This window comes from Kitasatospora sp. NPDC057198 (assembly GCF_042670125.1).
Lineage (GTDB): Bacteria > Actinomycetota > Actinomycetes > Streptomycetales > Streptomycetaceae > Kitasatospora.
The window spans coordinates 1-20,101 of the sequence record NZ_JBHUWH010000029.1; the positions used below are offsets into that span (position 1 = coordinate 1).

The 20,101-nt window shown below is 73.4% G+C and carries 16 protein-coding genes and 1 pseudogene; 9 read left to right on the forward strand and 8 right to left on the reverse strand.

Going from position 1 to position 20,101, the window contains the following annotated elements:
• Nucleotides 1-38 precede the first annotated feature (38 nt).
• The 4 genes from ACFUEL_RS05845 to zapE all read right to left on the reverse strand — a co-directional run bounded on the left by ACFUEL_RS05845 (nucleotide 39) and on the right by zapE (nucleotide 5,151).
• Complete coding sequence (locus ACFUEL_RS05845; protein WP_380234758.1) at nucleotides 39-1,022, reverse strand: TerC family protein; 984 nt, start codon at nucleotides 1,020-1,022, stop codon at nucleotides 39-41.
• A gap of 249 nt (nucleotides 1,023-1,271) precedes the next feature.
• A complete protein-coding gene (locus ACFUEL_RS05850; RefSeq protein WP_380234781.1) occupies nucleotides 1,272-1,856 on the reverse strand; it encodes a TerD family protein in 585 nt (194 codons plus the stop codon).
• Nucleotides 1,857-2,065: 209 nt separating this feature from the next.
• Nucleotides 2,066-4,156 carry an excinuclease ABC subunit UvrB gene (gene uvrB, locus ACFUEL_RS05855; protein WP_380234759.1) on the reverse strand — a complete coding sequence of 697 codons (2,091 nt, stop codon included), beginning with the start codon at nucleotides 4,154-4,156 and terminating at the stop codon, nucleotides 2,066-2,068.
• A 38-nt stretch (nucleotides 4,157-4,194) separates the two neighbouring features.
• Nucleotides 4,195-5,151 carry a cell division protein ZapE gene (gene zapE, locus ACFUEL_RS05860; protein WP_380234782.1) on the reverse strand — a complete coding sequence of 319 codons (957 nt, stop codon included), beginning with the start codon at nucleotides 5,149-5,151 and terminating at the stop codon, nucleotides 4,195-4,197.
• A 311-nt stretch (nucleotides 5,152-5,462) separates the two neighbouring features.
• On the opposite strand from zapE, the gene ACFUEL_RS05865 reads away from it, so the two are divergent.
• The 4 genes from ACFUEL_RS05865 (at nucleotide 5,463) to msrB (ending at nucleotide 8,802) form a co-directional block, all read left to right on the forward strand.
• Complete coding sequence (locus tag ACFUEL_RS05865; RefSeq protein WP_380234760.1) at nucleotides 5,463-6,239, forward strand: pyrimidine reductase family protein; 777 nt, start codon at nucleotides 5,463-5,465, stop codon at nucleotides 6,237-6,239.
• A 142-nt stretch (nucleotides 6,240-6,381) separates the two neighbouring features.
• Nucleotides 6,382-6,846 carry an indole-3-glycerol phosphate synthase gene (locus ACFUEL_RS05870; RefSeq protein ID WP_380234761.1) on the forward strand — a complete coding sequence of 155 codons (465 nt, stop codon included), beginning with the start codon at nucleotides 6,382-6,384 and terminating at the stop codon, nucleotides 6,844-6,846.
• Nucleotides 6,847-6,960: 114 nt separating this feature from the next.
• The gene (gene murC, locus ACFUEL_RS05875; protein WP_380234762.1) at nucleotides 6,961-8,367 is read left to right on the forward strand and encodes a UDP-N-acetylmuramate--L-alanine ligase; all 1,407 of its coding nucleotides are present in this window, start codon (nucleotides 6,961-6,963) and stop codon (nucleotides 8,365-8,367) included.
• Nucleotides 8,368-8,394: 27 nt separating this feature from the next.
• Entirely contained in the window at nucleotides 8,395-8,802 is a 408-nt protein-coding gene (msrB, locus tag ACFUEL_RS05880; protein WP_380234763.1) for a peptide-methionine (R)-S-oxide reductase MsrB, read from the forward strand.
• A 108-nt stretch (nucleotides 8,803-8,910) separates the two neighbouring features.
• Here the strand turns inward: msrB and ACFUEL_RS05885 are convergent, their stop codons facing one another.
• The gene (locus tag ACFUEL_RS05885; protein WP_380234764.1) at nucleotides 8,911-9,717 is read right to left on the reverse strand and encodes an alpha/beta fold hydrolase; all 807 of its coding nucleotides are present in this window, start codon (nucleotides 9,715-9,717) and stop codon (nucleotides 8,911-8,913) included.
• Between the two features lie 212 nt (nucleotides 9,718-9,929).
• On the opposite strand from ACFUEL_RS05885, the gene ACFUEL_RS05890 reads away from it, so the two are divergent.
• Nucleotides 9,930-12,029 carry a restriction endonuclease gene (locus tag ACFUEL_RS05890; protein WP_380234765.1) on the forward strand — a complete coding sequence of 700 codons (2,100 nt, stop codon included), beginning with the start codon at nucleotides 9,930-9,932 and terminating at the stop codon, nucleotides 12,027-12,029.
• Between the two features lie 34 nt (nucleotides 12,030-12,063).
• Here ACFUEL_RS05890 and ACFUEL_RS05895 read toward each other — a convergent pair whose 3' ends face one another.
• The gene (locus ACFUEL_RS05895) at nucleotides 12,064-12,984 is read right to left on the reverse strand and encodes a GNAT family N-acetyltransferase (RefSeq protein ID WP_380234766.1); all 921 of its coding nucleotides are present in this window, start codon (nucleotides 12,982-12,984) and stop codon (nucleotides 12,064-12,066) included.
• A gap of 214 nt (nucleotides 12,985-13,198) precedes the next feature.
• On the opposite strand from ACFUEL_RS05895, the pseudogene ACFUEL_RS05900 reads away from it, so the two are divergent.
• From ACFUEL_RS05900 to ACFUEL_RS05910, 3 genes and pseudogenes are all read left to right on the forward strand, one after another.
• A pseudogene (locus ACFUEL_RS05900) lies at nucleotides 13,199-14,519 on the forward strand (DUF692 domain-containing protein).
• A gap of 49 nt (nucleotides 14,520-14,568) precedes the next feature.
• Nucleotides 14,569-15,633, forward strand: coding sequence for a TIGR04222 domain-containing membrane protein (locus ACFUEL_RS05905; RefSeq protein ID WP_380234767.1), 1,065 nt, complete (start codon nucleotides 14,569-14,571; stop codon nucleotides 15,631-15,633).
• Nucleotides 15,634-15,714: 81 nt separating this feature from the next.
• Nucleotides 15,715-16,476 (forward strand): TIGR04222 domain-containing membrane protein, encoded by a 762-nt coding sequence (locus ACFUEL_RS05910; protein ID WP_380234768.1) that lies wholly within the window; start codon nucleotides 15,715-15,717, stop codon nucleotides 16,474-16,476.
• A 177-nt stretch (nucleotides 16,477-16,653) separates the two neighbouring features.
• Here ACFUEL_RS05910 and hemQ read toward each other — a convergent pair whose 3' ends face one another.
• Both hemQ and hemG read right to left on the reverse strand, forming a co-directional pair.
• A complete protein-coding gene (hemQ, locus tag ACFUEL_RS05915; protein ID WP_380234770.1) occupies nucleotides 16,654-17,364 on the reverse strand; it encodes a hydrogen peroxide-dependent heme synthase in 711 nt (236 codons plus the stop codon).
• Entirely contained in the window at nucleotides 17,361-18,764 is a 1,404-nt protein-coding gene (hemG, locus tag ACFUEL_RS05920; protein ID WP_380234771.1) for a protoporphyrinogen oxidase, read from the reverse strand. The genes hemQ and hemG overlap by 4 nt, the downstream gene beginning before the upstream one ends.
• A gap of 183 nt (nucleotides 18,765-18,947) precedes the next feature.
• Here hemG and ACFUEL_RS05925 point away from each other — a divergent pair, with 183 nt between their 5' ends.
• Nucleotides 18,948-19,937, forward strand: coding sequence for a DUF4349 domain-containing protein (locus tag ACFUEL_RS05925; protein WP_380234772.1), 990 nt, complete (start codon nucleotides 18,948-18,950; stop codon nucleotides 19,935-19,937).
• The last annotated feature ends 164 nt before the right edge of the window (nucleotides 19,938-20,101 follow it).

Here is a 20,101-nt window from a genome sequence, read left to right on the forward strand (position 1 = left end):
CGCCGGATCCTCCCGGCGGGGCCCCGTCGCGCGCGGGCTCAGGCGTCGATCTTCTCCGGCTCGGACGCCTCCGCGGCCGCCTGCTTCTTCGCGGCGACCAGGCTGGTGACGGTGGTGACCGCCAGGGTCAGCACGATGAAGGCCAGCGAGAGGGGGATGCCGATCTCCGGCACGTGCACGCCGCTCTCGTGCAGCGCGTGCAGGACCAGCTTGACGCCGATGAAGCCGAGGATCACCGACAGGCCGTAGGAGAGGTGGACCAGCTTCTTCAGCAGCCCGCCGATCAGGAAGTACAGCTGCCGCAGGCCCATCAGCGCGAAGGCGTTGGCGGTGAAGACGATGTACGGGTCCTGGGTCAGGCCGAAGATGGCCGGGATGGAGTCCAGCGCGAACAGCACGTCGGTGGTGCCGATGGCCAGCATCACGATCAGCATCGGGGTCATCAGCCGGCGGCCGTTCTCCCGGACGAACAGCTTGGTGCCGTGGTACCGGTCGGTGGACGGGAAGCGCCGCTCGATCGACTTGAGCAGGCGGTTCTCCTCGAACTCCTCCTCTTCCTCCTCGGAGCGGGCCTCCTTGATCAGCTTCCAGGCCGTCCAGACCAGGAAGGCGCCGAAGAAGTAGAAGACCCAGGAGAACTGGGAGACCAGCGCCGCGCCGCCGGCGATGAAGACCGCCCGCAGCACCAGGGCGATGATCACGCCGAACATCAGCACCCGCTGCTGGTAGATCCGCGGCACCGCGAACTTGCCCATGATCAGGATGAACACGAACAGGTTGTCGACGCTGAGCGACTTCTCGGTGATGTAGCCCGCGAAGAACTCGCCGGCCGGCTTCCCCCCGCCGTACCACCAGAGGAACCCGCCGAACAGCACGGCCAGGGCGATCCAGACCGCCGTCCAGACGCCGGCCTCCTTGATCGAGACCTCGTGCGGCTTGCGGCCGCCGATGAAGAAGTCGGCCACCACCAGGGCGATCAGCACCGCGATGGTGCCGCCCCAGAAACCTGCGGATACGTCCATGTCTGCTCCTCCGGCAGATAGGCGAACACTCGTCACTGCCGGAGGTCTCTTCCGCCGCGCGGCCCGCCCGCAGCGGGCACCGCGCGGCCAGCGCCCCGGGGTGCCGCGACGGGCACCCGTGATGACGGGGTCACTGAACGGGGAATACTCCCCTCCGCTCCCAGAAGGTTAACAGGAAGACCAAGGGAAGGTAAAGAAGGTAAAGAAGCCCCCTTTGCGGAAGGGTCACCCGGCCGGAGGGCCGGACGGTCAGAGGAACGGCTCGATGAAGGGCAGCATGTCCCGGAAGGTGCGGCCGCTGGCGGGGGCGCCGATCGCGGTCATCTTCCAGCCGCCCTCGCCGTCCCGGACGACCTTGGCCATGATCTGCCCGGTGTGCGGGCCGCCGCCGGTCAGCTCGTAGCGGGCCAGCTCCTTGCCGGTGGTCTCGTCGACCAGCCGGCAGTGCGCGTTCTCCACCTCCAGGAAGTTCTGGCCGGTGTACGAGCTGACGGTGAACACGATCTGGGTGACCCGGCGCGGCACCTTGGTCAGGTCGACCAGGATGCTCTCGTCGTCGCCGCCCGCGCCCGCGCCGCCGACCAGGTTGTCGCCGGTGTGCTGCACGGAGCCGTCGTTGCTGATCAGGTGCGAGAAGAACACCACGTCGCTCATCACCTTGCCGTCGTACAGCAGGGCGGAGGCGTCGAGGTCGATCTCGCGGGGACGGCGGCTGAAGAAGCCGCGCTTGCGGGGGGCGGACTTCCAACCGAGGCCCATCCGCACCACGGTCAGGGTCTCGCCGGTGGACTTCAACAGGCTCACGCTCTGGCCCTTGGCCAGGTTCACGGACACGCTGCCGACCTCTGCTTCCTCCGGGCCCGGCCCGGCGTCCTCGAACATCCGACCGTACCCGGAACGTTCGGGCCCCGGGCAGACCGCGCCCCACCCTAACGCCGCAGCTGAGCCGCAGCGCCCCGGACGGACCTGACTGTGGCCAAACTACGACACACCGGCCCCCGCCGGACGGGGGTTTACCCGCCGCCCGGCGGTCTGACGCCGGATCAGGCCATTCCGGCCTCGCGCATCTGCCGCAGCTCGCGCTTCAGCTCCTTGACCTCGTCCCGCAGCCGGGCCGCCACCTCGAACTGCAGCTCGGCCGCGGCGGTGTGCATCCGGTCCGTCATGTCCTGGATCAGCTCGGCGAGTTCGGCCGCGGGCAGGCTCTTGGCGGGCTTGCGCTCGATGCCCAGCGACGGCACCGGCGCCTTGCCCCTGCCCTGCTGCCGGTAGCCGGTGGAGAGCAGCTCCTCGGTGTCGACGTCCTCCCCGGCCATGGTGGAGAGCAGGTCGCCGATCTTCTTCCGGAGCGGCTGCGGGTCGATCCCGTGCTCCTCGTTGTACGCCTGCTGGACGGCGCGCCGGCGGTTGGTCTCGCTGATCGCCAGGTCCATCGCCGGGGTGATCTTGTCGGCGTACATGTGCACCTGGCCGGAGACGTTGCGCGCCGCGCGGCCGATGGTCTGGATCAGCGAGGTGCCGGAGCGCAGGAAGCCCTCCTTGTCCGCGTCCAGGATCGCGACCAGCGAGACCTCGGGCAGGTCGAGACCCTCGCGCAGCAGGTTGATGCCGACCAGCACGTCGTACTCGCCGGCCCGCAGCTCGCGCAGCAGCTCGATCCGGCGCAGCGTGTCGACGTCGCTGTGCAGGTAGCGGACCCGGATGTCGAGGCCGAGGAAGTAGTCGGTGAGGTCCTCGGCCATCTTCTTGGTCAGCGTGGTGACCAGGACCCGCTCGTCCTTCTCCACCCGCTGCCGGATCTCGTGCACCAGGTCGTCGATCTGGCCCTCGGTGGGCTTGACGATCACCTCGGGGTCGATCAGGCCGGTCGGGCGGATGATCTGCTCGACCTGGCCGTCGCCGCGGGCCAGCTCGTACTTGCCCGGCGTCGCCGACAGGTAGACGGTCTGGCCGATCCGCTCCTGGAACTCCTCCCACTTCAGCGGCCGGTTGTCCATCGCCGAGGGCAGCCGGAAGCCGTGCTCGACCAGCGTGCGCTTGCGCGAGGCGTCGCCCTCGTACATCGCGCCGATCTGCGGGACGGTGACGTGCGACTCGTCGATGACCAGGAGGAAGTCCTCCGGGAAGTAGTCGAGCAAGGTGTTCGGCGGGGAGCCGGGCTCGCGGCCGTCGAAGTGCATCGAGTAGTTCTCCACGCCCGAGCAGGTGCCGATCTGGCGCAGCATCTCGATGTCGTACGTGGTGCGCATCCGCAGCCGCTGGGCCTCCAGCAGCTTGCCCTGCTTCTCCATCCGGGCCAGGCTCTGCTCCAGCTCGGCCTCGATGCCGGCGATCGCCCGCTCCATCCGCTCCGGGCCCGCGACGTAGTGCGAGGCCGGGAAGACGTACACCGAGTCGTCCTGGCTGATCACCTCGCCGGTCAGCGGGTGCAGCGTGTACAGCGCCTCGATCTCGTCGCCGAACATCTCGATCCGGACGGCGAGCTCCTCGTACACCGGGAAGATCTCGACCGTGTCGCCGCGGACCCGGAAGGTGCCGCGGGTGAACGCCAGGTCGTTGCGGGTGTACTGGATGTCCACGAAGCGGCGCAGCAGGGCGTCCCGGTCGATCTCCTCGCCGACCTTCAGCCGGACCATCCGGTCCACGTACTCCTGCGGGGTGCCGAGGCCGTAGATGCAGGAGACCGAGGCGACGACCACGACGTCCCGCCGGGTGAGCAGGCTGTTGGTGGCGGAGTGGCGCAGCCGCTCGACCTCCTCGTTGATCGAGGAGTCCTTCTCGATGTAGGTGTCCGTCTGCGGGACGTACGCCTCGGGCTGGTAGTAGTCGTAGTACGAGACGAAGTACTCGACCGCGTTGTTCGGCAGCAGCTCGCGGAACTCGTTCGCCAGCTGGGCGGCCAGCGTCTTGTTCGGCGCCATCACCAGGGTGGGGCGCTGCAGCTTCTCGATCATCCAGGCCGTGGTGGCCGACTTGCCGGTGCCGGTCGCGCCGAGCAGGACGACGTCCTGCTCGCCGGCGCGGACGCGGCGCTCCAGCTCGGCGATGGCCGCCGGCTGGTCACCGTTGGGCTGGTAGGGGCTGACGACCTCGAAGGGCGCCACGGACCGCTCGATACTCGTGATGGGACGCACGCCCCCCACCGTACGACCGCCCACCGACAGAGCGGGTGCTACTTCGCGGAGTCCCGGGCCAGCGCGACCAGCCGGGAGACCGCCCGCAGGTACTTCTTGCGGTAGCCGCCGCGCAGCATCTCCTCGGTGAACACCTGGTCGAACGGCACGCCCGAGGCGGTGATCGGCAGCTCCCGGTCGTACATCCGGTCGGCCAGCACCACCAGCCGCAGCGCGGTCGCCTGGTCGTCCACCTGCCGCACCCCGCGCAGGAACACCGCGCCCACCCCGTCCAGCAGCGCGCCGTACCGGCTGGGGTGCACCTCCCGCAGGTGCTCCAGCAGGACGTCGAAGTCGTCCAGCGCGGCCCCGGGCGTACGGGCCGCGCGGGCCGCCACCTCGGCGTCGTCGTACGGCGGCGGGGCCGCGGGCAGGCCGCGGTGCCGGTAGTCCTGGCCGTCGATCCGCACCGGGCGGAAGTGCGCGGACAGGCCCTGGATCTCCCGCATGAAGTCGGCCGCGGCGAACCGGCCCTCCCCCAGCTTCTCCGGCAGCGTGTTCGAGGTCGCGCACAGCTTGACCCCGTTCTCCACCAGCCGGGCCAGCAGCGTCGACACCAGCACGGTGTCGCCCGGGTCGTCCAGCTCGAACTCGTCGATGCACAGCAGCCGGTGCGAGCTGAGCGTCTTCACCGCGCCCTGGAAGGTCAGCGCGCCCACCAGGTTGGTCAGCTCGACGAACGTCCCGAACGCCTTCGGCCCCGGGACGGAGTGCCACAGCGAGGCCAGCAGGTGCGTCTTGCCGACCCCGTACCCCCCGTCCAGGTAGATCCCGGCCGGCCCGGCGGGCACCGGCGCGGACCGCCGGAACCAGCCGCGCTTCGGCGGCTCGGCGGCGCCGTTCAGCCCCGCGGCGAAGGACTCCAGGATCTGCACGGCCTCGTACTGGCTCGGCTGCGAGGAGTCCGGCAGGTAGCTGCCGAAACTCACCCCGGCGAAACGCGGCGGCGGCACCATCTCCGCCACCAGCCGCTCGGCGGGCACCACGGGACGCCGGTCGGACAGGGCTATCGCGGTGTGAACATCGGAATCTGAGGCAGCGGACACGAGACAACAGGGTACTCGCGCGGAAAAACCCGCCGCGAAGGCAGGGGCGCGGGGAACTGCGCGGGCAACCGAGCACGCACAGCCGGATCGCGACGCAGGATACGAACTTGCACTGTCTCGCGATCCTGCTGACGTTCACCTCCCCCTGCGCTCAGTTCCCCGCCCCCGGCTTCGCCTCAGCGCAGCGGGTCTCCCCGCGCCCCGGCTGGGAGACTCGTCGTATGAGGCAACTGATCGGTGACACCTCCGGAACCCCCGGCGAGCTGGAGTGGCTGGCGCAGGCGTACGCGTACCCCGCGGAGGGGGCGTGGTTGCGGGCGAACATGGTGGGCTCGCTGGACGGGGCGGCCCGGTTGGACGGGCTCTCGGAGGGGCTGTCCAGCGAGGCCGACAAGCGGATCTTCGGGGTGCTGCGGGCGCTGTGCGACGTGGTGCTGGTGGGGGCCGAGACGGTGCGGGCCGAGGGGTACCGGCCGGGTCGGGCCCGGTCGGAGTTCGCGGCGGCGCGGGCGGCGGCCGGCCAGTTGCCCGCGCCGGTGATCGCGGTGGTGTCGCGGAGCCTGGAGCTGGACCTCTCGGCGCCGCTGTTCACCGAACCGCTGGTGCCGACGGTGGTGGTCACCACGGTCGACGCGCCGCCCGAGAAGCTGGCCCGGGCGGCCGCCGCAGCCGATGTGATCACCGCAGGAACGGGCTCGGTGGACCTCCCCCGGGCGGTGGCCGCGCTCACGGAGCGTGGTTGGCGCCGCCAGCTCACGGAGGGCGGTCCCCGCTTGCTCGGTCAGCTCGTGGCGGACGGTCTGCTGGACGAGTTGTGCCTCTCGGTGGCGCCCTTGGTGACGGGCGGTGATTCACCGAGGATCGTGAACGCTCCGGGAATTCCGGACGTCCGGCCGATGCGGCTGGTGTCATTGATCGAGGAGAAAGGTTTCCTCTTCACCCGCTACCTGCGGCCGACCGATCCGGACCGCTCCCCGAGCGACCCCGCCCTCGCCTGAGACAGATGCGACACATCCTGACCGATGTGGATCATGTGATCCGTGTGGCGCGTGTGCAGCGTGAGGAATCCTTCCTCCGGGCACTATGAAGGAGGGGAGCAGGGAGCCGGACCCGGGGGCCCGCACCAGCGAAGGGACTCACGTGTTCAAGACCGTACTGATGATCGAGAAGGCACTCTCCGACGCCGACGTGGAGCTGGTCACCACGCTCCACGGCGAGGAGCAGGTCTCCTTCGTCGTCCTGATGCAACCCCGCGGCAAGCAGGACGAGTTGCTGCGCGCCCTGGACGACGTGGCCCTCGGCCATCTGGACAAGGCGGTGCACGAGCACGACGACGACGAGCAGGACGAGCCCACCCTCGCGGGGGAATCCCTGGAACACAGCCTGCGCCACCTGCGGCAGGCCGGCGCGGAGGCGGTCGGCGAGGTGGTCGAGGCGCACCCGCTGGTGCGGCTGCGCGAGGTGGTCGAGGAGAACAAGGCCGACGAGGTGCTGGTGCTGACCTCGCCGCACTTCGTCGAGGAGTTCTTCCACCGGGACTGGGCCTCCCGCGCCCGGCACGAGGTCGGCGTCCCGGTGCTCAAGCTGTTCGCCAGCGAAACCTGACCGTGCCCCCGGTTAGGGCAGAATCGTCCCGTGCGTTCTGTACATCGCGTCTGTCTGTACAGCACACACGGGACGACCGCTTCCGCCGCCACTCACGCCCGTACGGAGCCAGCCTTGAACGACGCCGCCCACGACCTGCACGCCCCGCACTTCATCGGCATCGGCGGCGCCGGCATGTCCGGCCTGGCGAAGATCCTCGCGGTGCGCGGCGCGACCGTCTCGGGCTCCGACGCGAAGGAGTCGGAGACCGTGCGGGCGCTGCGCGAGCTGGGGGCGACGGTGTTCGTCGGGCACGCCGCGGAGCACCTGCCGGCCGGGACGAGCAGCGTGGTGGTCTCCAGCGCGATCCGGGCCGACAACCCGGAGCTGGTGGCGGCCCGTGAGCGCGGCGTCCCGGTGGTGCACCGGTCGGACGCGCTGGCGGCGCTGATGGGCGGGCGCCGGGCGCTCGCGGTGGCGGGCACGCACGGCAAGACCACCACCACCTCGATGCTCGCGGTCAGCCTGGCCGAGCTGGGCCTGGAGCCCTCGTACGCGATCGGCGGCGACCTGGACGCACCGGGGTCGAACGCGCACCACGGGGCTGGCGAGATCTTCGTCGCGGAGGCGGACGAGAGCGACCGCAGCTTCCACAAGTACGCGCCCGAGGTGGCGATCGTGCTGAACGTGGAGCTGGACCACCACGCGAACTACGCGTCGATCGAGGAGATCCACGAGTCCTTCGAGACCTTCGTCGGCCGGATCCAGCCCGGCGGCACCCTGGTGGTCTCGGCCGACCACGAGGGCGCCCGCGAGCTGACCCGCCGGGTGGCGGGCCGGGACGGGCTGAACGTGGTGACGGTCGGCGCCGCCGAGGACGCGGACCTGCGGGTGCTGAAGGTCGAGGCGCGCGGCATGACCAGCGAGGTGACGGTCGAGCTGGCCGGCGAGCCGCTGACCTTCACCGTCTCGGTGCCCGGCCGGCACTACGCGCACAACGCGGTCGCGGCGCTGGCCGCGGGCATCGCGCTGGGCGTCCCGGCCGAGGGGCTGGCGAAGGCGCTGGGCGCGTACACCGGGGTGCGGCGGCGGCTGCAGCTCAAGGGCGAGGCGCGCGGCGTGCAGGTGATCGACTCGTACGCGCACCACCCGACCGAGATGGCCGCCGACCTGGAGGCGATCCGGGAGGCGGCGGGCGCGGGCCGGGTGCTGGTGGTCTTCCAGCCGCACCTGTTCTCGCGCACCCAGCAGCTGGCCGAGGAGATGGGGCAGGCGCTGGCGCTGGCCGACGCCTCGGTGGTGCTGGACATCTACCCGGCGCGCGAGGACCCGATCCCGGGCGTCACCGCCGAGCTGATCATCGACGCGGCCCGCCGGGCCGGGGCGGACGTCCGGGCCGAGCACGACTTCGCGGCCGCCCCCGCGGTGCTGGCCGGGCTGGCCGCCCCCGGCGACCTGGTGCTGACCATGGGCGCGGGCGACGTGACCAACCTGGGCCCGGAAATTCTGGCCGCCCTGGCGGACGTTGCACCTGCTGTCTGACGTCCCCGTTCCGAGCTGGAGACTGCCGTGAGCTACGAGGTCCAGAAGTCCGACGCCGAGTGGCGCGCCGAGCTGACCCCGGAGGAGTACCACGTGCTCCGCGAGGCCGGCACCGAGCGCCCGTTCGTCGGCGAGTACACCGACACCAAGACGGTCGGCGTCTACGCCTGCCGGGCGTGCGGCGCCGAGCTGTTCAGCAGCGAGACGAAGTTCGACTCGCACTGCGGCTGGCCGTCGTACTACGCGCCGCTGGCCGGTGACTCGGTCGAGTACCTGGAGGACACCAGCCTCGGCATGCGCCGGGTCGAGGTGCGCTGCAAGAAGTGCGGCAGCCACCTCGGGCACGTCTTCGAGGGCGAGGGCTACGGCACCCCGACCGACCAGCGGTACTGCATCAACTCGATCTCGATGACGCTGAAGCCGGCCGACGAGTAGCGGCCGCCGTCCGCCCGGCGAGGGCCCTCCCCGGCTGCCGGGGAGGGCCCTGCGCGTTCCGCCGGTTCCGGAGGGGCCGGGCAACCGGAGGGCGGGGGGTGGAGACGGTCAGGACAGCCGGGTGCGCAGGAAGTCGAGCAGGGCGGCGTTGAAGCGTTCCGGCTGTTCGGCGCCCGGGAGGTGTCCGGCGTCGGGGACGACGGTCAGGTCGGCGTGCGGGACGAGGGCGCGGATGGCCTCGGAGTCGGCGACGGGGGTGTAGACGTCGTCGGCGCCGACCACCAGCAGGGTGGGGACGGTGACGGTGCGCAGGGTGTCGCGGTAGTCGGGGCGCTCGGCCCGGCCGCGCAGGGCGGCGGCGGCGCCGCGCGGGTCGGTGGCGCGCATCATGCCGAGGACGCGGGCGGCGGCCTCGGGGAGGGCGGCGACGTTGTAGGGGGCGAGCATCTTGTCGATCACCTCGTCCGCGTAGCCGGCCATGCCCTCGGCGAGCAGCCGGTCGGCCATGTGGTTGCGGAACGCCTTGCCCTCCTCGGTCTCGGCGGGCGCCGAGCTGTCGGACAGGACGAGCGCCAGCAGGCGCCCCGGGTGGCGGAGGTGGAACTCCATGGCGATCTGGCCGCCCATCGAGACGCCGCCGACCACCGCGCGTTCGATGCCCAGGTGGTCGAGGAGGGCGGCGGTGTCGTCGGCGAAGTCGGCCAGCAGCACCTTGCCCGGCGTGACCTCGCTCTCCCCGTAGCCGCGCAGGTCGAAGGTGATCGCCCGGTACCCGGCCGCAGCGAGCGCACGGACCTGCGGGTCCCACAGCGTGCGGTTGAACGGGTGGCCGTGGACCAGCACGACGGGGGTGCCGTCGGCCGGGCCGGACTCGTCGTAGTGCAGCGTGGCGCCGTTCACCGTCGTGTGGCTCATCGAGGGCCTTCCGTCTCGCGTCCCGGAACCGTGTGCGTCCGGAGTGTCCGGCCAGGGTACGGCCGGGGCTGGACGGGGCTGGGGCGGGGCTGGGGTGGGGCTGGACGGGGTACGGCCGGGGTGATCGGGGTACGCACCGGCGTGGAAGACTGATCGTCTTCCGAACGGTCTTGGACGTGGGTGGGGCGGGCGTGGCGCGGCGGTCTTCCGGGGTGTGGTCGGTACTGGCTCAGGCACAGCGCGAGCAGCACCGGCGCGCCGAGGCGCAGCGCAGGGCGGCGGCGGCCGCGCAGCGCGAGAACGAGCGGGCCCGGCGGGAGGCGCAGCGGGCCGCGGCCCGGGGTGAGCGGGAGGCGCTGAGGGCGTACCAGCAGGAGCGGGAGTCGGACGCCGCCCGGCGCAGCGCCGAACTGGACGCGCGGGTCGCGGAGTTGCGCGGCGTGCTGGCGGCCGGGCTGACCGGCCCCGGGTTCCCGCCCGCCCCCGGGGGCCGCCCGGTGGTGCCGCCGTTCGACCCCGGTCCGCTGGGCGTCCCGGTGCCGATGCCGGATCAGAACTGGTACCTGGTGCCGCCCCCGGCGGGTCACCTGGCGTACGACCCGGGGGCGCGCCGGCAGTGGGAGGAGCGCTCGGCGCAGGCCCGGTCCGCCTTCGAACGGGACTGGCAGGCGGCCTGGGCGGCCAAGCAGCAGCGGCAGCACCGGCTCGCCGACCACCGCGCCCAGTACGAGGCGTGGGCGGCCGAGCGGCACCGGCTGCTGGCCGGACAGGCGGCGCAGGCCGGGCAGTTGGCGGCGCGGGCGCGGGCGGGCGAGGCGGCGGCGGTCGCCGAGTACTTCGAGGCGGTGATCGACTGGCGCGAGGACTGGCCGGACGGCTTCCCCGCCGACGGCGAGACCTCCTGGGACGCCCCGGCCCGCCGGCTGGTGGTGCGCTGGGAGCTGCCGCCGTACGAGGTGGTGCCGGCGGTCGGGAAGTACCGCTACGTGATGTCCACCGACCGGGAGAACGAGGTCGCCCGGCCCGCCGGGCAGCGGGCCCAGCTGTACCGCGAGGTGCTGGCGCAGTGCGCGCTGCGGGTGCTGGCGGAGGTGTTCCGGGCCGACACCGGCGGGCTGCTGGCCTCGGTCGGCCTGAACGGCGTGCTGGTCGCCACCGATCCGGCGACCGGGCGGGAGGGCGAGCGCTGCCTGCTGGCCGTCGAGGCCGACCGCGCCGTCTTCGAGTCGCTCGCCCTGGACCGGGTCGCCCCGCTGGACTGCTTCGTCGACGCCCTCGGTGGGCGGATCGCGGCCCGCCCGGAGCGGACCGGGACGGTCGCGGAGGTCCCGGCCGTGGCGGTTCCCTCTCCCGTCCCCTCTCCCGTGGCAGTTCCCGTTCCTGTTCCCGTGGTGGACGGTGCGGGCCCCGACCTGTTCGAGATGGACCCGCTGGAGTTCGAGGAGCTGATCGCCGAACTGTTCCGCCGCCGGGGCCTGCGCACCAGCACCACCGCGCGCAGCGGCGACGAGGGCGTGGACGTGCTGGCCGAGGACCCGGACCCGATCACCGGCGGGAAGATCGTCATCCAGGCCAAGCGGTACCGGAAGACGGTCCCGCCGAGCGCCGTCCGCGACCTGGAGTCCACCATGCGCCGGCAGGGCGCCAACCGGGGCATCCTGGTCACCACGGCGGGCTTCGGGCCGGGCTCCCGCAAGCACGCCGAGGGCCAGCCGCTCACCCTGGTCGACGGCCCGATGCTGCTGGAACTCCTCCGCGAACAGGGCCTCCCCGGACGGCTCGGCCCAGCGGTTCCCGCCCAACGAGACTCTCCTGCAAGGGAGTTGACGCCGGGGCAGAACACCGTACTGCCGGGCGGGGAGGTCCGCGTCCGGTTCCGGGCGGACGGCGCGGCGGCCGACCTGACCCTGCTGCTGCTCGACGCGGGCGGCAAGGTCCGGCGCGACGAGGACTTCGTCTTCTACCACCAGCCGAGCGCGGAGGACGGCGCCGTCACCCTCCGCCCCGACGAACGCAGCGCCCGCATCCGCACCCGCCGACTCCCGGACGCGGTACGGCGGGTGGCGATCTCGATCAACCTGGACGCGGACGGCGACGGCACCTGCGCGGACCTGGTCGACCCGCAGGTGGAACTGGCCTGCGGCAGCGACCGCTGGCTGTTCCGGCCCCCCGCCGACCCGGCCGTCTCCGCCATGCTGGTCGCCGAGGTCTACCGGCACCCCTCGGACGGCTGGAAACTCCGCGCCCTGGGCCACGGCTGGTCCGACGGCCTGGCGGGCCTGGCCCGCGACCACGGCGTGGACGTCGCGTAACACCGGAACCCCGCGCCGCCGCGCGCTCGCGCGGCTATGCGTGGAGGGCCCGGGTGTGCTTCCACTCGGTGGCGCACTCGCGGTAGCCGAGCCAGGCGTTGATGGCCAGCATCGGGCCGTTGCCCGCGTCGTTCTGGGTGTAGGCGGCGGTGAGACCGCGGGCCTTGGCGCGGTGCAGGGCGTGGGCCTTGGCGAGTTTGGCCAGGCCGCGGCCGCGGTGGGTGGAGCGGGTCGCGGTGAAGGCGGACCAGTAGGTGCGGTGGCCGTCGGTCTGGGCGGCGGAGAAGGCGACCGGTTCGCCGTCCGCGAGGACGACCGCGGTGAGGGTGTGGTCCTGGTCGGGGCGCTGCCAGATCTCGGCGAGCCAGCTCTCGTACGGCTGGTCGTCGAGGACCAGGTCTCCGGGCTCGGCGCGGGTGCCGTCGATGTCGACCAGGTAGATCGGGTACGGGTCGTCCAGATAGTCGGCGGCGGTGCGCAGTTCGACGCCGGGCGGGGTGGGCGGCAGCGGGGGCAGCGGGGCGGTGAGGTCGAGGCCGGAGAAGCGGCCGGCCCGGCCGCTGCGCCGGTAGCCGCGGGCGGCGGCGAAGCGGAGGGCCTCGGGGGTGTCGTCGACCCAGCCGTGGGCGTCCCGGACGCCGAGGTCGGCGAGGCGCTGCTCGGCGGCGGCGAGCAGGGCGCTGCCGGCGCCGGCGCCGCGGTGCTCGGGAAGCACGCTGACGTTGAGGAAGCCCTGGTGGGGGGTGGTGCTCTCGGGCACCGGGCCGAACCTGGCGGTGCCGACGACCCGGCCGGCCCGCTCGGCGACCAGCAGGTGGTAGTGCGGGAGGCCGGCCTGCCAGACGACCACCTCGGGGGTGGTGACCAGGTGCGGCCGGCCGGCCCGGTGGGCCGCGGCGGCGTCGGTGGCGTCGGCGGGCGCGAACTGGCGGATGCGGTACGGCGTCGAAGTCATAGGCATGTCACGTTAGTCAGTCGTTCGTCCGTGCGCTGCTGAATTTCCCCCCACCCGCACGGAAGTTCGTTCAGCGGTGGTGAAACCTCAAGTTCAGCTCTGAGTTTCCGGTGTCCCGCTTGGCATCGGCGCGGCATGGATACACCCTCGGCAACGGGGGTCGGGGTTGTCGGAAAACCCCGGGAAGAGGGGGTGGAATATGTCTTCGTCCGATATTCCGCGATTGGGCACCGGGATCGGCTGGCGGCCCGAGATCGACACCGCGGTGGAGCGGCTGCCCGGCCTGGACTGGGTGGAGGTGGTGGCCGAGAACGTCTGCGCCGACCACCTGCCGCCCTCGCTGGCCGAGTTGCGGGCCCGCGGCGTCGCGGTCGTCCCGCACGGCGTCTCGCTCGGCCTCGGGGACGCCGCCGCGCCCGACCCGGCCCGGCTGGCCCGGCTGGCCGCGGTCGCCGAGTCGCTCGGCGCGCCGCTGGTCAGCGAGCACCTGGCGTTCGTCCGGGCGGGCGGCCTGGAGGCCGGGCACCTGCTGCCGGTGCCGCGCACCCGGGAGGCGCTGCGGGTGGTGGCCGCGAACGTGGCGATCGCCCAGCGGGAGCTGCCGGTGCCGCTCGCACTGGAGAACATCGCCGCCCAACTCGCTTGGCCAGGAGATGAGTTGACGGAGGCGGAGTTCCTCGCCGAACTGGTCGAACGCACCGGCGTCCGGCTGCTGGTGGACGTCGCCAACCTGCACACCAACCGGGTCAACCTGGGCGTCGACCCGGCCGCCGAACTCGACCGGCTGCCGCTGGAGGCCCTCGCCTACGTGCACGTCGCCGGGGGCGTCGAGCGCGACGGCGTCTGGCACGACACCCACACCCACCCCGTCACCGCACCCGTGCTGGAGGTGCTGGCCGAGCTCTGCGCCCGGACCGACCCGCCCGGGGTGCTGCTGGAACGGGACGGTGCCTACCCGCCGCCCGCCGAACTGTCCGCCGAACTCGACGCCATCCGCCGCGTCCAGCAGCTCCACCGCGACCGGCGCCCGACCCCCCTCTGGCACCCGAACCCCGACCAGCAACACCACCGCAGGGAGAACGCCCGTGTCTGAGCAGCACGAGTACCTGATCCGCGACCGCGAGGACGCCGAACTCGCCCTCGCCCGCGTCCACCTGGCGCACCGCCAGGAGAAGCTGCTGGCCGCCCTGGTGGCCGGCGCCCCCTCCCCCGCCGGGTTCGACCCGGAGCAGTTGCGCGTCCAGGCCGAGGGCCTGCTCGCCAAGCGCCGGGAGGTCGCCGCCCACCTGCTGCCGGAGCTCCCCGGGCTGCTCGGGGCGGACTTCGCCCCGCTGTTCGCCCGCTACTGCACCGGACGGCCGCTCACCGGCGGCCACCGCGCCGACGCGCGGGCCTTCGCCGAGTGGGCCCTCGACGCCCGCCCCGACGCCGACTGGCACCCCGCGCTGCGCCGCCTGCTGCACCCCGCCGCCTCCCGGTGGAGCCGCCTGCTGCCGCGCCGCGCCCGTGACCGCGCCGGCCGGGCGCACCCGTAACCGCGGCTCACCCCACCACGCAGCACAGCAGAGAAAGGAACCACGGGGGATGTGGAACTTCCGGTTCTTCCTGGCGGTCGCGCTCGTCGCGCTCGCCGTCGTCGTCGCCTCGGTGCTCAACTGGCGCAGCCGCCGGGTCACCGACCCGCAGGGCCTGCCCGGACGCGGCCAGCCGCTGCTGGACGTCGCGTTCCTGGCCGGCGGCCCGGCCCGGGTGGTCGACACCGCGCTGGTCCGGATGGAGCGCGAGGGCCGGGTGGTGGTCTCCCGGGCCCGCCGGGTCACCGTCACCGACGACCGGACGCACGACCCGGTCGAGCGCGTGCTGGTCACCGCCGCGGGCGGCCGGGCCGGACGCGACCTGTCCGTGCTGCGCACCTCCGTGGCGGGCAGCCCCGAGGTGCAGCGGATCGGCGACGCGCTGGCCGCCCGCGGCCTGATGCGTCACCCCGTCGCACTGCGCAACGCCCGGCGGGGCCGCCGACTGGTGGTGCTGGCGCTGCTGGCCGCGGTCGTCCTCGGCACGGTCTCCACCGTCCAGTGGGCGGGCGCGGCGGACCGGGACACCACCGCGCCCCCGTTCATCCCGTTCTTCCCGCTCGTGCTGTTCACCGTCATCTTCCTGATCGCCACCCGCGTCCCGAAGGCCCGGATCACCCCGGCCGGGCGGCGCCAGTTGCTGCTGGTCCGCGGCAACGTCCCGTGGCGGCCGCGCGAGGTCCACGCCGCGCACGCCGAACTGGTCGGCGCGTTCGCCCTGGACGGCACGGCTGCGCTCCGCAGGTCCGAGCACCGGGCGCTGCGCGACGCGCTGACCGGCCCGGCGGCCGCCCGCTCCTCCCGCTCCTCCGGGTCGGACGGCGGTTCGGAGTTCGCGGCCGGCACCGGGACGGCGGCCTGGTGCGGGACGTCCCCGTCCTCCTCCTGCGGCTCCTCGGGCGGTTCCTCGGGCAGCCACTCGGGCAGCCACTCGGGCGGCCACTCGGGCGGTTCCTCGCACCACTCCTGCGGCGGCTCCTCCTCGCACTCCTGCGGGTCCTCGTCGAGTTCCTGCGGATCCTCGTCGAGCTCCTGCGGGTCCAGCTGCGGCGGGGGCGGCTGCGGCGGTTCGTGACCCGGCCGCCGAGTCACAGTTCGGTATCGCGGCCCGACTATTTGTTCCGCTCCCGGCGCGCACAGGACTAGAACAAAAAGCATGTGGGTGTTGCTGCTGATCCCGTCCTGCGCCGCCGCGGTGCTCTCCTGCCTCCGCCTGGTACGGGTCGCCACGATCGCGGACGCCCTCATCGGCGGCACCCCGCCCCCGGGGCGGCTCCCCGCCGGCGTCGGCCTGTACGAGACCGCGTACCTGGCCGGCGGCCCCGCCCGGGTGGTCGACCTGGCCCTGGTCCGGATGGCCGGGGTCGGCCGGCTGCACCTCGCCCACACCGGCTGGACCACCGTCGTCGACCCGCGGGGCCGCGGCCGCCTGGAGCGGGCGCTGATCGGCGCGATCGGCCCCGAGGGCCAGTGCCGGACCGCCCAGCTCAAGGCCGCGCTGGCCGCCCACCCCACCGTCCGCGACATCGGCGACCGGCTGACCTCGGCGGGGCTGGCGACGCCGTCCGTCGTCCGGGACCACGCCCTGCGGGCGATCCGGCAGGTCCGCTACGCCCTGGTCGGGGCGGCGGCGATGCTGCTGCTCACCGTCCTGCTGACCGCCCCCGACGGCACCGCCGCCCGCACCGCGGCCGCCTGGTACGCCCTCCCGCTGGTCCTCACCGGCGGCACCCTGCTGATGGCCAGGGTCGACGTCCACGCCTACACCGCGTGGGCCGCCCCCGCCGGCCAGACCCTGCTGCGCACCCTCCCCTGCCGGCACGCCCCCGCCACCGACGACGACCTGCTCACCGCCGTCGCCATCTCCGGCCCCGCCGCCGTCCAGGACCCGCACCTGCGCGCGGCCCTCGACTCCTAGCCGGGGCCGAATCAGGGGCTCGGGGAACGGCGAGGCCCGGTCTGCTGACGGTTCACTGCCGTTGCGCGCCGCCGCTTCCGGTTCCGTTCAAGACACGCAGCAGCCCCGACCTCCGACGGGCTCCGACCGTCAGCAGCATCGACCCGCCGTTCCCCGGGCCCCTGTTCTGGTGCCCTCTCAGTACAGGCCCGCCAGCAGGTCCGCGACCGGCTTGCGGCGGCCGGTGAAGAAGGGGACCTCCTCGCGGACGTGCAGCCGGGCGCGGGAGGGGCGCAGGTCGCGCATCAGGTCGACGATGCGGTGCAGTTCGTCGGCCTCGAAGGCGAGCAGCCACTCGTAGTCGCCGAGCGCGAACGAGGCGACGGTGTTGGCGCGCACGTCGGGGTAGCCGCGGGCCATCATGCCGTGCTCGGCGAGCATCGCCCGGCGCTCCTCGTCGGGGAGCAGGTACCACTCGTAGGAGCGGACGAAGGGGTAGACGCAGACGTACTCGCGGGGGTGCTCGTCGGCGAGGAACGCCGGGATGTGCGACTTGTTGAACTCGGCGGGGCGGTGCAGCGCCATGTTCGACCAGACCGGCTCCAGGTGGCGGCCGAGCGAGGTGCGGCGGAAGCGGTTGTACGCCTCCTGGAGGTCGTCGGAGTCCTCGGCGTGCCACCAGACCAGGATGTCGGCGTCGGCGCGCAGCGCGGAGACGTCGTAGGTGCCGCGGACGACCACGTCCTTGGCGGCGAGCTGCTCGAAGAGGGCGTCGACCTCGGCGGCCAGCCCGGTGCGGTCCTCGGGGAGGGCGTCCTTGAGCTTGAACACCGACCACATGGTGTAGCGGATGACCTGGTTGAGGTCGCGGGCCTTCTTCTTCACGGGCTGCTCAGTGCTTTCGGTCATGAGCCCATTGTCCCTTCTGTGCGGGTGGTGCCGGTGCCGGGGGTGAGGTGCTCGGCGGCGCGCCGGGCGCTGCCGATGACGGCGGGGATGCCGACGCCGTCGTACGCGGCGCCGCAGACGGCGATCGCGCCGAGCGCGTCGAGGTGGGCGCGGATCCGGGCGACCCGGTCGAGGTGGCCGACGGGGTACTGCGGGAGCCCGTCCCGCCAGCGGGTGACGGCGTGGTCGTACGGGGTGGCGCGCAGGCCGACGGCGGTGCGCAGGTCGGCGAGCGAGCGGGCGACGAGTTCGGCGTCGTCCAGGTCGAGGGCGGCGTCCTCGCGGTGGCGGCCGAGCGAGGTGCGCAGCAGGAAGGCGTCGGGGGCGGAGCGCTCCAGCCAGCCCCACTTGTTGCTGGAGAAGGTGGACGCCTTGATGCCGCGCCGGTCGACCGGGGGGACGAGGAAGCCGCTGCCGGTGAGCGGGCTGTCCGCGAGGTCGGCGCGGCGGAAGGCGAGGGTGACCAGGGCCATCGACGCGTACTCGACGGCGCGCAGTTCGGCGGCGGCGCCGGGGGCGTCGGCGGCGAGCAACGCGGCGGCCTGCGGGGCGGGGACGGCCAGCACGACGGCGTCGGCGGCGAGTTCGCGGCCGCCGGTGGTGACCCGCCAGCCGTCGGGGGTGCGGCGCAGGGCGTCGACCGGGTGGCCGGTGAGCAGTTCGGCGCCGTGCGCGCGGCCGTGGGCGGCGACGGCCTCGGGGAGGGTGCCGAGTCCGCCGCGCAGGCCCTGGAAGACCGGTCCGGTGGCGGTGGCGCGGCTGCTGAGTTCGCGGATGGCGGCGGTCAACGGGCCGTCCTGCCGGGCGAGTTGGAGCAGCTGCGGGACGGCGGCGCGGATCGAGATCTCGTCGGCGTGCCCGGCGTACACGCCGCCGAGCAGCGGTTCGACCAGCCGGTCGACGACCTCGCGGCCGAGCCGGTCGGCGATGTAGCGGCCGATCGGGGCGTCCTCGCCGAGTTCGGCGGGCTGCTCGTGGCGGGCCCGCTCCAGCCCTTCGGGGGTGAGCACCCCGGAGGCTTCGAGCGCGTCCAAGTCGCCCGGGACGCCCATGAGTTGGCCGCCGGGCAGCGGGCGCAGGCCCTCCCTGGTCCAGATCGCGGCCTTGGCGGTGCTGGGCGGTTCGAGCTGTTCGCCGAGGCCGACCCGGCGGGCCAGACCGACGGCCTCGGGGCGGCGGGCGAGCATCGACTCGGCGCCGAGGTCGACCCGGACGCCACCGACCTCGCCGCCGCGCAGCTTCCCGCCGAAGCGCGCCGACGCCTCCAGCACGGTCACCCGCACCGCCGCGTCCCCGAGGAACGCGGCCGCGGCCAGGCCCGCGATACCGCCACCGATCACCACGACGTGAGGTTTCGCCATGTCGATCAGTCTCCCAGCCTTTATCCGGATCCCCGGGATCGACCCCGGGCGCCCGAGACCGGGACGAGTCCGCGGTGTGACCGATCCGGTACCGCGCGTGCGAGTCCGTTCCGGGGGCCGCCGCGTCACAGCTGCGTGGGGGGTGGGCGACCGGCCCGCCCCGGAGGACGGGGAGGACACGGAATGGACCTGCGGGTAGGCAGAGCGGGCGCGGCCGGGGCACTGGCCGCGGTACTGCTGCTGGCCGGGTGCAGTGCGGAATCCGATCACAGGTCGTCGACGGCGGCCGCCGCGGCGGGCGACGAGCGGGCCCCGGAGGCGGCGGGCGCGGCGGACGCGGCGGGCGCGGCGAAGTCCGCCACCGGCAAGGGCGACACCGCCCCCGGGAGCGGCGGTGCGGAGGGCACGACGGGCGGCGCGGGCACGACGGGCACCGCGGCGACCGACCGCCGGATCGCCTACCAGGCGCAGCTGACCGTGCAGGTCGACTCCGTGGACGGGGCCCGCACCAAGGCCGTCGACCTGGTCACCGGGGCGGGCGGCTACGTCTCCGGGGAGGTGCTGCGCGGCGGCAAGGAGGACACCTCGCAGTCCTCCACCCTGACCCTGAAGGTCCCGTCCGCGTCCTACCAGGGCACCCTGGACGGGCTCGGCGCACTCGGCAAGCAGCTCTCCCTGACCAGCAAGGCGGACGACCTCACCCAGCAGATCGCCGACGTCGACAGCCGCCTCAAGTCGATGCAGGCCAGCGTGGACCGGGTGCGGGCGCTGATGGCCGACGCGAAGAGCCTGTCCGAGGTGGTGTCGCTGGAGGGCGAGCTGACCAGCCGCGAGTCCGACCTCGAATCCCTCCAGCGGCAGCAGCAGGAGCTCTCCTCCCGCACCTCGCTGTCCACCGTGACCCTGCAACTGGTGACGCCCGCCCGGACGCACGTCACGCCGAAGAAGGCGGAGACCGGCTTCTGGGGCTCCGTCGGCCACGCCCTCGGCGCCGGCTGGCACGCCCTGGCCGCCCTGGTCCGGGCCCTGCTGGTGGCCCTGGCCGCCACCGCCCCGTTCCTGCTGCTCCTCGTCCCGCTCGGCTGGCTGCTCCGCAAGCGCCTGCGCGCCCGCTCGCAGACCCCCGCCGCCCCGCCCCGGCCGACACACGCCCCGGACCCCACGGAGGACTGACCCGGACGACCCGCCAGGGGCTCGGGAGAGCACCGCCAGGGGCTCGGGGAACGGCGAGGCCCAGTCTGCGAGCGGTGCACTGCCGTAGCGCGCATCGGCGTTCGGTTCTGTCATTACACGCAGCAGCACGGACCTCCGATGGGCTCCGGCCGTCAGCAGCACGG

What these genes read in the sequence shown, in the direction of transcription:
- ACFUEL_RS05895 (WP_380234766.1), bottom strand. Translation starts at nt 12,984, where the DNA reads ATGACTTCGACGCCGTACCGCATCCGCCAGTTCGCGCCCGCCGACGCC.
- zapE (WP_380234782.1), bottom strand. Translation starts at nt 5,151, where the DNA reads ATGGTGCCGCCGCCGCGTTTCGCCGGGGTGAGTTTCGGCAGCTACCTG.
- ACFUEL_RS05905 (WP_380234767.1), top strand. Translation starts at nt 14,569, where the DNA reads ATGTGGAACTTCCGGTTCTTCCTGGCGGTCGCGCTCGTCGCGCTCGCC.
- hemQ (WP_380234770.1), bottom strand. Translation starts at nt 17,364, where the DNA reads ATGACCGAAAGCACTGAGCAGCCCGTGAAGAAGAAGGCCCGCGACCTC.
- ACFUEL_RS05865 (WP_380234760.1), top strand. Translation starts at nt 5,463, where the DNA reads ATGAGGCAACTGATCGGTGACACCTCCGGAACCCCCGGCGAGCTGGAG.
- hemG (WP_380234771.1), bottom strand. Translation starts at nt 18,764, where the DNA reads ATGGCGAAACCTCACGTCGTGGTGATCGGTGGCGGTATCGCGGGCCTG.
- ACFUEL_RS05885 (WP_380234764.1), bottom strand. Translation starts at nt 9,717, where the DNA reads ATGAGCCACACGACGGTGAACGGCGCCACGCTGCACTACGACGAGTCC.
- ACFUEL_RS05925 (WP_380234772.1), top strand. Translation starts at nt 18,948, where the DNA reads ATGGACCTGCGGGTAGGCAGAGCGGGCGCGGCCGGGGCACTGGCCGCG.
- ACFUEL_RS05845 (WP_380234758.1), bottom strand. Translation starts at nt 1,022, where the DNA reads ATGGACGTATCCGCAGGTTTCTGGGGCGGCACCATCGCGGTGCTGATC.
- ACFUEL_RS05910 (WP_380234768.1), top strand. Translation starts at nt 15,715, where the DNA reads ATGTGGGTGTTGCTGCTGATCCCGTCCTGCGCCGCCGCGGTGCTCTCC.